The 14,467-nt window shown below is 56.2% G+C and carries 11 protein-coding genes and 1 tRNA gene; 5 read left to right on the top strand and 7 right to left on the bottom strand.

What is annotated here, in order from left to right:
• Together E5201_RS00700 and E5201_RS00695 are read left to right on the top strand one after the other, a co-directional pair.
• Positions 1-1,179 carry a protein-glutamate methylesterase/protein-glutamine glutaminase gene (locus E5201_RS00700; protein WP_140984077.1) on the top strand — a complete coding sequence of 393 codons (1,179 nt, stop codon included), beginning with the start codon at positions 1-3 and terminating at the stop codon, positions 1,177-1,179.
• Entirely contained in the window at positions 1,176-2,030 is an 855-nt protein-coding gene (locus E5201_RS00695; protein ID WP_140984076.1) for a CheR family methyltransferase, read from the top strand. Before E5201_RS00700 ends, E5201_RS00695 begins: the two co-directional genes overlap by 4 nt.
• Positions 2,031-2,086: 56 nt before the next feature.
• Here E5201_RS00695 and E5201_RS00690 read toward each other — a convergent pair whose 3' ends face one another.
• From E5201_RS00690 to E5201_RS14740, 5 genes are all read right to left on the bottom strand, one after another.
• On the bottom strand, positions 2,087-4,096 hold the full coding sequence (locus tag E5201_RS00690; protein ID WP_140984075.1) for a glycoside hydrolase family 97 protein: 2,010 nt from the start codon (positions 4,094-4,096) through the stop codon (positions 2,087-2,089).
• A gap of 106 nt (positions 4,097-4,202) precedes the next feature.
• On the bottom strand, positions 4,203-4,892 hold the full coding sequence (locus E5201_RS00685) for a glutathione S-transferase family protein (protein WP_140984074.1): 690 nt from the start codon (positions 4,890-4,892) through the stop codon (positions 4,203-4,205).
• Between the two features lie 170 nt (positions 4,893-5,062).
• Positions 5,063-5,902, bottom strand: a complete 840-nt coding sequence (locus E5201_RS00680) for a DODA-type extradiol aromatic ring-opening family dioxygenase (RefSeq protein ID WP_140984073.1) — start codon at positions 5,900-5,902, stop codon at positions 5,063-5,065.
• 23 nt (positions 5,903-5,925) lie between these two features.
• Positions 5,926-6,513 (bottom strand): YceI family protein, encoded by a 588-nt coding sequence (locus E5201_RS00675; RefSeq protein ID WP_140984072.1) that lies wholly within the window; start codon positions 6,511-6,513, stop codon positions 5,926-5,928.
• Positions 6,514-6,674: 161 nt separating this feature from the next.
• The gene (locus tag E5201_RS14740; protein WP_181404498.1) at positions 6,675-6,836 is read right to left on the bottom strand and encodes a hypothetical protein; all 162 of its coding nucleotides are present in this window, start codon (positions 6,834-6,836) and stop codon (positions 6,675-6,677) included.
• A 59-nt stretch (positions 6,837-6,895) separates the two neighbouring features.
• Between E5201_RS14740 and E5201_RS00670 the strand changes: the two genes are divergently transcribed.
• The gene (locus E5201_RS00670; RefSeq protein ID WP_140984071.1) at positions 6,896-7,423 is read left to right on the top strand and encodes a hypothetical protein; all 528 of its coding nucleotides are present in this window, start codon (positions 6,896-6,898) and stop codon (positions 7,421-7,423) included.
• Here the strand turns inward: E5201_RS00670 and E5201_RS00665 are convergent.
• Together E5201_RS00665 and E5201_RS00660 are read right to left on the bottom strand one after the other, a co-directional pair.
• Complete coding sequence (locus E5201_RS00665; protein ID WP_140984070.1) at positions 7,420-7,962, bottom strand: TIGR02281 family clan AA aspartic protease; 543 nt, start codon at positions 7,960-7,962, stop codon at positions 7,420-7,422. The genes E5201_RS00670 and E5201_RS00665 overlap by 4 nt on opposite strands.
• 587 nt (positions 7,963-8,549) lie before the next feature.
• A complete protein-coding gene (locus E5201_RS00660; RefSeq protein WP_140984069.1) occupies positions 8,550-9,743 on the bottom strand; it encodes an OmpA family protein in 1,194 nt (397 codons plus the stop codon).
• Between the two features lie 375 nt (positions 9,744-10,118).
• Between E5201_RS00660 and E5201_RS00655 the strand changes: the two genes are divergently transcribed.
• Positions 10,119-10,208, top strand: a tRNA-Ser gene (locus E5201_RS00655).
• Positions 10,209-10,763: 555 nt separating this feature from the next.
• Positions 10,764-14,467, top strand: a 3,704-nt coding sequence (locus E5201_RS00650) for a beta strand repeat-containing protein (RefSeq protein ID WP_181404497.1), incomplete at its 3' end; no start/stop codon positions are given.

Here is a 14,467-nt window from a genome sequence, read left to right as displayed (position 1 = left end):
ATGAGCCTGAACCCACATACGGCGGCCTCCCTGCGACCCTTGCGGGTCATGATCGTCGATGATTCCGCTGTCGTGCGCGGTCTGGTTACGCGCTGGGTCGAGCACGAAGACGATATGGTGCTGGCCGGTTCCGCGACCGACGGGGCCAAGGGCATCGAAAAGGTGCGCGAGCTTCAGCCGGATGTGCTGATTCTTGATATCGAAATGCCGAACATGGGCGGGCTTGAGGCCCTGCCGAAACTGATCGCTGCCAAGCCGGGGCTTAAGGTGCTGATGGCGTCTACGCTGTCGACGCGCGGGGCAACGGTAACCTTAAGAGCGCTGGAGCTGGGGGCGGCGGATTATATTCCGAAGCCGGAGTCTACGCGCATCGGCGGGGCCGAAGGGTTCCGTGTCGAACTTCTGACCAAGATCAGGGCCTTATGCGGGCGCACGCGCCTGTGGCCCATTCCACCGCAGTCTCAGGCACAATCTTCGCCAACTACGCCGACAAGCCTGAGAGCACCGACACCTCATGCGCCAGTGGCAGTGGCACCGCCTGTGACCCCGAAGCCGGTTGTCCTGGCCCCGCGCATACGCCATGTCGGCCCGCGTCGTGTGGAGGCGCTGGTGATCGGCGCGTCGACCGGTGGCCCGCCTGCCTTGCGCAGTTTCCTGATGGGGCTGGGGCCGGACTGGCGCCTGCCTATATTCATCGTTCAGCACATGCCGGCTGCCTTTACGACCATTCTGGCCGAGCATCTCGATAAGGCGCTTGACCTTAAGGTGCTTGAGGCGACCGACGGGATGACGGTGCAACCGCGTCACGTCTATATTGCGCCGGGTGATTTCCATATGCGCCTCAAAGGGTCATCCGTGGCACCGGTCATTAAGCTCGATCAGGGGCCGCAGATTAACTGGTGTCGACCGGCGGTCGATCCGCTGTTTACCTCGGCGGTTGATGTCTACGGCAAGAACCTGATTGCTGTGGTACTGACCGGCATGGGCCATGATGGCCGTGACGGGGCTAAGGTGCTTTCAGACGCCGGTGCCACCATAATGGCGCAGGACGAAGCCACCTCAGTGGTCTGGGGCATGCCCGGTGCTGTTGCCGAAGCCGGATTGGCTGAATTAATTAAACCGGTGGCAGGCTTGTCTGCGGCCTGCAAGGCCTTCGCCAGAGGGGAAAAAGTCCAATGACAACCGAAGATATCGAACATCTGGCCGCCCTTCTTAAGCAGCGTTCTGGGCTGATACTGGGGACTGAAAAGACCTATCTGATCGAAAGCCGTCTGTCGCCTGTGGCCCGCAAGGAAGGTTTCAGCAATGTCGCCGCCCTGCTGACCAGCCTGCGCACGCGCCGTGACGAAAAGCTGATCTATGCCGTCACCGATGCCATGACGACGAACGAAACCTTCTTCTTTCGGGACAAGACACCGTTTGATCAGTTCAAGTCCGATGTCCTGCCCGCGCTGGCCAAGGCGCGTCTGAGCGGGGATCTGAAAATCTGGTGTGCGGCCTGTTCAACCGGACAGGAGCCTTATTCGCTGGCCATGATGATGGAGGAACTGCGCCCGCAATATCCGCGCATCAAGCTGGATATACTGGCTACCGATATTTCTGAGCGCTGCCTCGAAAAGGCGCAGGCCGGCCTTTATACGCAGTTTGAAGTCCAGCGGGGTCTGCCCATTCAGATGATGGTCAAGCACTTTGAAAAGGTTGACGATATGTGGCGCTTGTCGTCCAAGATCCGTCAGGCGGTTCGTTTCAAGAAACTGAATCTGCTTGAGGATCTGCGACTGGTGGGCCGTCAGGACGTGGTCTATTGCCGTAACGTGCTGATCTATTTCGATATCGAAACCAAGCGCCGTGTGCTGGAGCAGATCAGCACGCTTTTGCCTGACGATGGTTTCCTGTTCCTCGGGGCGGCGGAAACCGTGCTTGGGATTACCGATGCCTTCAAACCGATGCCGGGAACGCGCGGGCTATATATCAAGAATCCGGCCGCAAGTACGTCGGCCATGCCGCGATTACGTGCCGGAGCGGCCTGAGCCATCTGACAGACTAATCATTAAGCCCTCCCTGTCTGGGGAGGGCTTAAATTATTCTAGGGCGCGGGCTTGAGGACAATGACTCCGCCGCCATTCGGGGCGAGGGTCAGGGAAATACGGTCGCTGCTGTTGACCTTGCGTTCTGATGTTTTGAGGGTGGAAATTGTATCCCCGTCGGCCCAGACCTTTGCTGCATGTTTGCCTTTCAGGAACGAGAGCGGCAGGGTGATATTACGGCCCTTGTCGTTGGTGATTGCCCCGACATACCATGTGTCGCCTTTGCGGCGGGCAATGGTCACATAGTCATCAATATCGCCGGAAATGAAACGGGTTTCATCCCATGTTGCGGGAACGGCCTGAAGAAAATCGACCCCGTCTTCCCATGTGCCGTCAGCCTTTTTGTAGGTTGGCGGGCTGTCGGATACCATCTGTAACGGGCTGTCGTAGATGACATAGAGCGCCAGAGCGTGGCCGCGGGTGGTCATGACATAGGGGTTGAAAAACTGCATTTTTTGCGGAAAATCTTCGGGCGTGGCGTGCCGGAAGCCACCCGGGGTATAATCACTTGGCCCGAGAAGCCCGCGTGTGAAGGCCAGCCGCACATTATGCTGCGCCGTTATGCGGTTGCTCCATTTGTTGTTTTCCGCCCCCAGAACACCTTCCTGTGTCACATAGTTCGGATAGGTGCGCAAAAGGCCGTTCGGCGGATAGGCACCATGCAGATTGACCATGATCCTGTGCTTTGCCGCCGTGGATAACAGGCGGTGGTAATAATCGACCATATCCTGATCGTTGCGGTTCATGAAGTCGACCTTGATGCCGGCAATGCCCCATTTTTCGTAAGCGGCAAGGGCCTCATCCATCTGATTGTTCAGTTGTTCCCACTGCACCCAGACCCAGACCCTGACACCCTTATCGGCGGCATAACGGATGATCTCGGTCAGATCGACTTCGGGCTTGGGTTTGGTGATATCGGCCTTTGTGTTGGCTTCGACGGTTGAGCCAATCGACCAGCCTTCATCGAGCATGATATAGTCAAGGCCCATATCCGCTGCGAAATCGGCAAAGGCCTTATAGGTATCGGTATTCATGCCCGGATTGGGGATATCGACCTGTGAGCCGTTCCACCAGTCCCACGCCACAAGGCCCGGTTTGATCCATGAGGTGTCCTGAAAGGCCTGAGGTTCGGCCAGTGCGGTGATCAGGTTATTTTCAATCAGCTTACCTGCGCTGTCACCAATCATCACCACGCGCCAGGGGGTTGCAAAGCCCTGTGAGGCGTCAATTTTGGCGGTAATGGTGTTAAACCGCGCACCTGTCGAATTATCCTTGCGCGGGGTCAGTATGACCTCGAGCCCCAGACCGCCGTCTTCACGTCCGGCATAGTAGGCACCGGGATAGTTTCGGACATTGGATTCGGCCAGTGCAAAGGTGGTGTCGCCTTCGCCGGTTTTACACACCACAGGCGATTGATAGAGGTGGAAGGCCCTGAGGTCGCTGGCCTTGAACGGGTCATGTTCGCCTTCGAAGCTGTTCTCAAAGCGGCCCTGATTGAGGCCCCAGCAGTCGAAATCAGCGGCAAAGCGAAAGCTGGTCAGTTCTTTCTGTAGCTTCAGGTCTTTGGGGCCGCTGTTCGACGGGATGACATAGCGCAAGGCGACGCCGTCATCATAGGCTCTCAGAACAAGTTGTAAGGTCGGGATCAGCGCGTCATCTTTTTGCAGGGTAATGACGGTTTCGCGATAGGGTGCCCTAACCGATGTGGTCTTGCCGACCGGCAGTTGAAAGGCGTCAACCCCCTCGGTCGTTGTTACCTGCGTGACTTTGTGGCCTTCCGGGCCGATTTTCGGGCCAAAGGGCACGTCGGTGCTGATCATCAGGCCGAAGGGCGAGGGGGTAAAAACGGTCTTACCGTTGCGGCTGACGCTTATGCCGTTGCTGTCTGCACTGTGCGTGAAGCCAATGACGTTCCGCCCATCAGGCGAGGCCGTCTGAATGATCTCAGCCTTAACCGAAAAGGCGCAAATGCCCATTAGCAGTGGCGCCAGAAGGTGAGCCGCTTTCATCCGATATTCCCTATCCCTGTGTTTTGGCCGTTTCTGATTGCGGCCTGTCTGTTGGCCCATGATAGGCACAGGGATAATGAAAGACAATTTATTTAATGAGCCGATACTATCTATGGATACGGTGATCGGCCAGCAGGGTGCCTGAGGCTCTGGCGTCTTCTTCATGGGGCAGGTCACGCGCCTCTTCGCGCAGGGCGCAGGCATACCATATCTGCATGGATTTAAGCTCAAGCAGGTGCTGCACATAGGCTTTTGAGGCCTCACTCAGCGGCAGGTCATAGGTCTGAACACGGAAGGCCACCGGACAGAAGAAGGCATCAACGGCGGTAAAGCGATCACCGGTGAGGAATGGCCCGCCGAAGCGTTCAAGCCCTTCCTGCCATAAGGCATCAAGACGCTTCAGGTCTTTGGTCAGTTCCGGTGTCATCCTGTGCAGACGGATACGCAGGCCGCAATTCATGCCACACTGGCTGCGCAGGGCGGTAAAGCCCGAATGCATTTCGGCCGCGACGGAACGGGCAAAGGCCCGTGCGCCCTTATCCTCAGGCCAGACGGCAGGGTGGGTTTCATACACATATTCGGCAATGGCCAGCGAATCCCAGACGGTTACGCCATTATCGGTCAGGGCAGGCACGAGGCCAGAAGGCGAGAAGCGGTTAAACGGATCACTCAGGTCATTGGCCGGACGGAAATAGTGCTGGTGCTCAATGAAGGGGATGTCCAGTTCACGCAGCAAAACCCACGGCCTGAGCGACCAGGAGGAATAGTTCATATTGGCTATGTGCAGTTCATACATAGGTCAGCTGTCCTCGAAATAATGGTTTCGAGTATGGCCTTTCCCGCATGGTTTGCAAGCTGTGCCGTCCCAAAGCAAATTTCGATCATATTGGATCGTTAATTTGCTCTGGTTTTTTAGTGGTCGCTCTTTCTTATCCATCAAGTGATTTCACTTGATGGGAAAACGCTCTAGCCGAACTGAAAGCCGCTGAGGGCCGTATTTACCGGTTGCAGGGTTTCGCTGTAGGTTCGCTCTCCGGCATCCTCACCGGCGGCCCCTGCGGCGACCATGAGCGGCAGAAGGTGGTCTTCACGCGGGTGGGCGACACGGGCACCGGGTGCGCTGGCCCACTGCGTCAGGGCCTCATTGCGCGCCTCGCCGGTTTGGCCGGTAACCGCTTCATTCAGCCAGTTATCGAAATGATGTGAGGCATTGACTGGATCAGGCCCCAGTCTGGCCCGCATCAGTGCGCCGACATCGTGGAAGCTCATGCCTGAGGCTATGATAAGCACACCCTCATCGCGTAGCGGGGCCAGTGCCTTGCCGAGATCACTGTGGGCCTCAGGGTCATATCCCTTTTTGAGGGACAGCTGAATGACCGGAATATCGGCGTCGGGGTAGATGAGCAGCAAGGGGATAAACACACCGTGGTCATAGCCGCGTGTCGTGTCAGTATTAACGACAATACCCGCCTGTGACGCGAGTTCAGTGACGCGTGCCGCCAGTTCAGGCGCGCCTTTCGACGGATAGCTCAGCTGGTAGGTGTGGTCGGGAAAACCGTAATAGTCGAAATAAAGATCGGGCGCAGGGGTTGCCTGTACGGTGAACTGATCTTCTTCCCAATGGGCGGAGACGACAATTATAGCCTTGGGTTTTTGTTTAATCTGCGCGGCTATGCCCCGAAGATAATCGCCCATCTGATCCCACATATGCGGCGGGTTCCACTCCATGAAGAAGCAGGGCCCGCCGCCGTGTGGAATAAAAAGCGTAGGCAGCCGCGAAGCCTTATCCTGAGTAATGTCAGTCATGTCAGGCTCCGCGTCCTTTAGGCCTATTGCTTGATCGCTTCGACAGTAATCTTAAGCTTGATTTCGTCGCTGACGCCAGGCGCATAGGCACCGGCATTGAAGTCCGAACGCTTCAGCTCACCCTTGGCGCTGAAGCCGGCGACGGTCTGGCCTTTGAAATTCTCACCGATCTTGTTGAGCTTCACATCCAGAACGATGGGCTTGGTGACGCCTTTGATGGTCAGGTCGCCGGTCACCTTGGCGGTGTCGGCACCGGTCACGTCAACTTTTGTGCTCTTAAAGGTAGCGGTCGGGAACTGTGCGGCATCAAAGAAGTCAGCGGATTTCAGGTGATCGTTGAATGCGGGCACGCCGGAATTGATGCTGTTGATGTCGAATGTCACTTCGACGGCGCTGGCGGCAGGGTTGTCCTGATCAAGCACAAGCGTACCACTGGCGCTCTGGAACTTTGCGGTCGGGTTGGAAAAACCGAAATGGCTCCAGCTGAACACCACCTCAGTATGCGTGTCGTCGAGATTATAGGTAACGGGTGCAGCAAAGGCCGTAGGGGCCAGAGAACCGGCAAGAAGGGTCAGGCCAAGGGCCGCAGATTTCAGGAGACCGTAACGCATGAGAAAAATCCTTAAATGAAAAAACGAGGATACATTCGTAACTATAATAGTTACCGTTTACAGTTTCAAGACAAGCCTACTACAGGACGCATAAAAAAACGCGAAGAAACGTCGTTCGTGTTTTTGCAGTTGCGGTTGAGTATGACGGAGGGGGGCTGCGCTTAGGGGCGCTGTAAAGTGGCCACCTGATGGGCCATCAGGGCTTTAATGTCTTCGTCATTTACGCCGTCACGTTGCATCAGCAGGCGCACAATAGGATCGGCCAGCATTTCTTCCAGCGTCAGTTCATATTGACTGAACCGACTGGGCGACATCTCAGACATCTGCACCTCCTGTGACGGCATATACCCATTGCCCCACCTGCATTATGATGATATTGCGAATGAATTGCAATTATAATATCGGTAAGGGGCATATCATGCAGGCGGATATCAAGACGGATAACGGAGAAAATCGCGATATTCGTACCCTATCCTATGCGGAACATTTCCTGATATGGGCCGTCAGAACCTCCGTGGCCTGTTCGGTGCAGTGCCGTACCCTGCATCGCGAATTTTCACATGCTTTCGGAGGGCAGGAAAGCGAGGGCATTCTCGCGTTTCACAGTATCGTTAGTCTGTTGGCAAAAGGTCTCCGGAAATTGCGTCTTGGGCGACCGGGGCATATAGAGACGACCCGAGACGAGATCGCTCTGCTGGCTCTTTTCGCGGCAGCTCAAAAGGGGAATGAAGACCGTTTTTTGGCCCATGCCCGCTGGATCATGGGCAAGGAGCCGCCTGAAGCGCTTTATCTGGCGGTGCTGGTCATGGCGCAGCTACTTGAGGCGCGAGGCTACAGGTTGCGCGATCTCTGTCTGCCGGTTGTCTCCAGACCGGAGCCGTCTGCCGAAACCTTGCGCAGGGTGCACTAAGGATGCAGGATCAGGCTTGAAGGCGTCGCTTCAAAGCGGCGCAGGCGGCCGAGGTAGCTCATGCCCAGAAGCGATGTCGACAGACCATCGCGTATGACCAACGCCTCAACATTCTGCATTCGGCTCTGGCCGATCCCCATGGAATCGATCATGACATGCGCGGCCTTGGTCTTGCCCATGGCTGTGGTAACGTCACGGTCATAGGTCAGGCGGCTGGGGTCCACCCCGAGGCGTCGGGCATCCTCAGGCGTCAGGGCGACGACCGACGCGCCGGTATCCACCAGAAAGCGCACAACGGTTTGGTTGACGCGGGCCTCGGCCCAGAAATGGCCGTCAGTGGCCTTGGGGATAGCGGTAATGCCGCCAATGACCGCAGCTTCGCTATTCACGGCGATGCTGCCGGATACAGGGTGCGTCTGCGCATAGCTGACAGCGGGGGCTGAAGGCGCAGTAACGATGCGCTCAAGCTGTGCGACCGCCAGACCAGACAGCACGGCGCACACTATGGCCGAGGCCATAACTACGGCAGACTTAGACATCCATCACTCACATTCTGTTTTTAGACGGCTCTTCAGGCCGATAAGGACAGTCTAGTTCAGGATGGTTGTTTTATCGTGAATCATAACGAAAATGATTTTCGTCTGTCTGTTATGGAAATAGGATTGTAAAAAATACCATATAGATCAATTTGTTTTTCGGAATTTATTGCATTTTATATTCCGGATACAGAATAATTATTGTCAGATGAACTGCCTGTGTCAGGATGGTTTTCACTGGAATATTTCCGAACGCGTTAACCTTTGTACGTACCGACAGGTTGAAAGGAGCCCCTCATGAATGATCACGAAAAGAAGCAGCATGCCATGACGTCTTTTGCCTTGTTTGGCGGGGCGCTGCTCAGTCCTAAGCCTGAGCGACGGGCGGTAAGCCGACCTCAAGATTATAAGCCTTTAGGGAAAAAGTAATCACAGCTTTTGGCTGTATTGCGCCCGCTTCTTCCGTTACCCGGAAGGGCGGGCTTTTTGTTGTGGCTGGATTTACGGCATAAAAAAACCCGACCTGTATGATTACAGGCCGGGTTCTTTTTTAGTGCGATCGAAATCGACTTTGCATCAATCCCTAAGGATTAGAACGCGATGTCGATGGTCGAACGACGGTTCAGAGGCTCTTTCACGCCGTCGCCGGTGGCAACCGCAGGAGCCGATTCACCCTTCCAGTCAACCGCGAGGATCGAACCGGCAACACCGAGACCGGCCAGAGCGTCAGCCACAGTCTTGGCGCGACGTTCAGACAGGCGGATGTTGTAGGCAGCCGAACCGGAGGTATCAGCGTGACCGACAACCACAACGCGGGTTGCGTTACCAGCCTTCGAATAATCAGCGGCCTGTTGGACGATCGCCTGAGCGTCGGCAGTCAGGGTCGACTGATCAAATTCGAAGTACACCGTGAATTCACGCGCTTCGTACGCAACCGGTGGAGGTGGCGGCGGAGGCGGCGGAGGAGGCGGTGGGGGAGGAGGCGGTGGTGGTGGGGGAGGAGGAGGCGGTGGGGGAGGAGGTGTCGGCGAACCGAACGCCCAACGCAGACCAACCGTTGCCGTCTGGTTGTTGAACTTACCCGAGAAGTCACCCGGAGCATAGGTGCCGCCACCGTGGACATAATCGCCAGTTGCACCGAACGAAACCTTCTCTGTCGTCAGGTAACGATAGGTGAAGTCAAGGTTCAGACGGTCAGACAGAGCCCAGGCAAAACCAGCCAGAGCCTGATAGGCAGCAACAGTGTCTTCGCCTTCAATTGTCACGCTACGGCCGCCGTCGCCCGGCGAATACTGGCCGGTGAAGTCAGCCTTCACGCGGTTCAGACCGACACCGAGACCAACGAATGGGTGGAAGGAAGATTCCGGAACGAAATCATAGATCATGTTGACCATAAAGGTCGTCTGATCAAAAGTGCCGTTTGCATTCAGCAGGGCTGTGTCAGCAGGACGAGCGATAGTTGGGTTGCTAGGACCGTGGTCGCGTTGGAAGCCGTAAGCCGCGTTAACATCGCCAGGGCGGTAACCGCCTTCGAATTCTACGCGCCAGTTAGGGCTGTAACGGTAACCCAGACGGGCAAAACCAGCCCAGTCATCATCGGTGGAAACGTCGTAAGCAAACGGCGCGCCATCAATATAGTTGTTAGCGGACTTAGCTTTCCACTCAGACTTCCAGTTGTAGCCGAGGTCGACAGCGCCGTACCAACCTTCGGTTTGGGCGTGAGCGACGCCTGTCGCTGACACCATTGCAGCGAGAGCAGCGCCCGCCAGCAAATTGAGTTTCATAATATATGCCCTCTCTTGGCCTTCGAACGATCAGTCAAAAAAATGACTGAATGCCGTATTTAACGGCGGTAATTGATAACTTTATGAGTACGCTTTGCCTAGCGCTTAAACACAGCATTTGGCTAAAAACATAGTTTTTGTGTCGTGTTTAGGGGTGACTGACACCTGAAAGACACGCTTAAATGAGTGTGGCTTGTCCTGAACAGCGATACCTCTATCAGTTCGCTTCTGCGATGTAAATTTTCAATAATTAAATGCGCAAAATCATTAAAATCACTTGCGAAATTTTTTTCAGGTGAGTAGGAGAGCGACCTCTAGGATCACGCACGCCCGATATCGCCAGCTTTCATGCGGTGATAATCGGCACAACCTTCAGGAGAGGTGGCTGAGTGGTCGAAAGCACCGCACTCGAAATGCGGCATACTCGCAAGGGTATCGTGGGTTCGAATCCCACCCTCTCCGCCAGAACCTTTTCCAATCTCGTAATATACCTTCACTGCGCTGCGTACGCATATAGGCTTAGGCGCTATGGTAGCGGGCTGACAAAATATAGGTATGGTTAACGCATTCAACCCGCCGAGGGTGTTGACGATCTAATCACCTCTGACAATCCGGCCTTAAGCCTGTCGCCGCGGTTATGGACGGCGTCCATGACGGCGGAGGTGTGTATGCGGTCAACCGTATAGTTCTATGCTCGCTTTGACGCAATACACGCGTAGTCCGAGATTGGGTCACAATTAAACCTGCATTAATATGTCGCCGTTACACGAAGGGGATATAGTACCCGCATCAGGCGTAACGGCAGAGACATGCTCTTGCGGCCCCATAAGTGAACAGGTCAGAATGATGTCTGCGATCTCTTTCGTTACCGCCGTATTTTCCGTTCTTATTCAATTAGTGTTGGACGGGTGGCAAAAGGTGTCGCGGCGGGGATGGCTGGCATGTGTTGCCACCATTTTGGCCCTGTTTCCCATTTCTGTTGCACATGCGGACGTCAATGGCACTCAGGCAAGGATAACGGTGGGTGGCTCTGAAGCGTTAGGGAACGTCAACGTAGGCGCCGGAACAGAATTTGATCTGGGCAATAATGGAACGCTCCTGCTCGATATAAACCCTTCTAACAACACCATAACTATTATAATTCCTCTTTACGATGCAAATTGGGGTGTTGCTTCATTCGACATTGAGTTTTCGGGTGGGACTCTGACACAAATTACATCCATAACCCTACAGGGAGGCAGCGCCTCAAATACAGCCGCATATTCGGCCAGCGCATCCGGCAAAAAAATTACCATCAATGTCCCTACTCAAGATGGTGATGCAAAGCTTGGAACTATTGTCTTTGGCTTCACGAGCCTGCCATCTGCTACGCCTCCCGCCCCAGCGATCACGTCACAGCCTTCCGCCTCGACCATTGCCGCCGGTGGCAATACGACCTTCAGCGTCACGGCCAGCGATGCGACGGGCTACCAGTGGCAGGTCAACAGCGGTTCGGGCTTTACCAACATCGCCAATGGCGGCGTTTATTCGGGGGTAACCACGTCTACCCTGACGATCACGGGCGCGACGGCGGGTATGAGTGGCTATACCTATCGTGTTGTGGCCACGGGGGTTACGTCTCCTGCCGCAACGTCCAGTAGTGCGTCGCTGACGGTGAACAGCCCGCCATCAATCACGTCTCAGCCATCGGCGTCGACGATTGGTGCCGGTGCCAATACGACTTTCAGCGTGTCAGCCAGCAATGCCACGGCCTATCAGTGGCAGGTGGATCAAGGCGCAGGCTTTACCAACATCAACAACGGCGGCGTCTATTCGGGGGCGACGACAGCGACCCTGACGATCACGGGCGCTACGGCGGGTATGAATGGTTACAGCTATCGTGCTGTGGTGTCGGGGAACGCCTCACCTAACGCGACATCCAATAGTGCGTCGCTGACGGTGCGGGGTCCGCCATCGATTACCGGTCAGCCGTCGGACTCGACGATTGGTGTCGGGGACATCGCGCTCTTTCACGTTGCCGCGTCTAACGCCACGAGTTATCAGTGGCAGGTCAATGACGGCAGCGGCTTTATCGATATCAGCGACGGTGGCGTCTATTTGGGGGCTACGACAGCGGTTCTGACAATTACGGGTGCTACTGCGGATATGAACGGTTTCACCTACCGCGGAATAGCCACTGGACTTGCGTCTCCTGCCGCGACGTCGAATGGTGCGGTGCTAACGGTGAACAGCCCGCCATCAATCACGTCTCAGCCATCGGCTTCGACGATTGGTGCAGGTGACAATACAAGCTTCACGGTGACCGCCACGAATGCCACAGATTATCAGTGGCAGGTGGATCAGGGTGCAGGCTATACCAATGTTATCAATGGTGGCGTCTATAGCGGCGCAGGCACGGCGACCCTGACGATCACCGGTGCCACAGCCGGTTTGAATGGCTACGTTTATCGTGTCGTGGTTACGGGTGCGGCAGCACCGGCGGCGATCTCTACGGGCGCGCCGCTGACGGTTAATTCACCGCCTTCGATTACGAGCCAGCCTTCGGCCTCGACGATTGGTGCAGGTGACAATACAAGCTTCTCGGTGACCGCCACGAATGCCACAGACTATCAGTGGCAGGTGAATATGGGCGCAGGCTACACCAATATCGGCGATGACAGTGTCTATAGCGGTGCGACGACATCGACCCTGAGCATCACCGGCGCTACGGGGGGTATGAATGGCTATATGTATCGTGTCGTGGTTCTGGGTGCGGCACTACCGGCGGCGACCTCTACCGGCGTAGTTCTGACGGTTAATTCACCGCCTTCGATTACGAGCCAGCCGGTAGATTCAACAATTGCAGTGGGAGCCAATACGAGCTTTTCAGTGAGTGTCAGTAACGCCATGGGCTATCAGTGGCAGGTGAATAAGGGCGCGGGCTACAGCAATATCGGCGATGACAGTGTCTATAGCGGCACAACAACGGAAGCGCTGACAATCACCGGTGCCACAGCCGATATGAACGGCTATGTCTATCGTGTCGTTGTTACGGGTGAGGCGGCTCCGAACGCGACCTCTACAGGCGCGGCGCTGACGGTTAATAAGTTACCCCAGTCCCTGCTCTTCATTTCGACAGCGCCTGTGGGTGCAGTTGTCGGTGACACCTATGCGGTTTCGGCTTCGGCAACCTCTGGCCTGACGCCTGTGATTACGGTGGATGCCGGTTCGGTGGCGATCTGTTCGCTTACCGGCGGCACAGTGACGTTTAATGGCGCAGGTACCTGTACCCTGAACGCCAATCAGGCCGGTGACGGCACATATGCAGCGGCTACGCAGGTTCAGCAGGATATCACGGTGGGCCTTGCGGCACCGCAGATCTCCGGTCTGATGCCCAGCACGGGCGGCAACCTGGGCGGTTCGACGACGGTTATCAGCGGCAGCCATCTTACCGGAGCCACATCGGTTACCATTGGTGGCAAGGCGGCCCTCAGCTATAATGTCGACAGCGACAACCAGATTACCGTTGTGGTGCCTTCGGGTACGGTGGGTACGGCTGATGTTGTGGTGACTACACCGGTCGACAGCTTTACCCTGAGCGGTGGCTTTACCTATACCCAGAGCAATCAGGCTCAGGAAAGCTTTGCAACCGTCGCCGCCAACAGCGTCGACAATGTCATTGTACCCGATACACTGGGTGAGACGCCTGACAGCTTCAGCATCTATGTGGCGCCGCAAAACGGCACGGCCACCGTGTCCGGGGCGACTATTCTCTATACCCCTAATCCCGGCTTCTCCGGTCAGGATCGCCTGTTCTTCTCTGCCTCAAAGGGCGGTCTGGTATTCAGTTCGAGCCCGCCGGTGTGGATCACGGTGACGGCCCCGACCCTGACGGTGACTCCCGCAGCGGGTAACCTGCCCGAAGCGGTTGCAGGAACGGTATATAGTGTCACCCTGACGGCTTCTGCCGGTACGGCACCCTATGGTTATGTCATTAAAAGCGGTGCCTTACCGACTGGCCTATCGTTGAACACGACAAGTGGCATCATCAGCGGCACCCCCACGGCTTCGGGCACTTTCAACTTCACGATTACGGCTTCAGATGCGAATCTGGCGACGGGTGATGTGGCCTATAGCCTGACTGTGGTTCCTGCGGCCTCTACCGACGCCAGTCTGTCGGGTCTGACGCTCAGTGAGGGCACACTGTCACCAGCCTTTGCGTCCGGCACGACCAGCTACAGCACCACGGTGGCCAATACCGTCATCAGCCTGACCCTGACGCCAGCGGCAGCAGATGCCAACGCTACCCTGACGGTTAATGGCACGACGGTGGCCTCCGGTCAGACCTCGGCAGCCATCCCGCTTAACGTTGGCCTCAATGCCATCCCTGTGGTGGTAACCGCCGAAGACGGCACGACGCTTCGTACCTATACGCTGAATGTAACGCGTGAAGCGCTTTCGACTGACGCCAGCCTGTCAGGTCTGACGCTCAGTGAGGGCACACTGTCACCGGCCTTTGCGTCCGGCACGACCAGCTACAGCGCCACGGTGGCCAATACCGTCACCAGCCTGACCCTGACGCCAGCGGCAGCAGATGCCAACGCTACCCTGACGGTCAATGGCACGACGGTGGCCTCCGGTCAGACCTCGGCAGCCATCCCGCTTAACGTTGGCCTCAATGCCATCCCTGTGGTGGTAACCGCCGAAGACGGCACGACGCTTCGTACCTATACGCTGAATGTAAC

The sequence above is a fragment of the Asticcacaulis tiandongensis genome, assembly GCF_006475605.1.
Classification (GTDB): Bacteria; Pseudomonadota; Alphaproteobacteria; order Caulobacterales; family Caulobacteraceae; genus Asticcacaulis; species Asticcacaulis tiandongensis.
The sequence above is the reverse complement of the archived record's forward strand: the minus strand, read 5'-3'. Positions and strand labels throughout refer to the sequence as shown.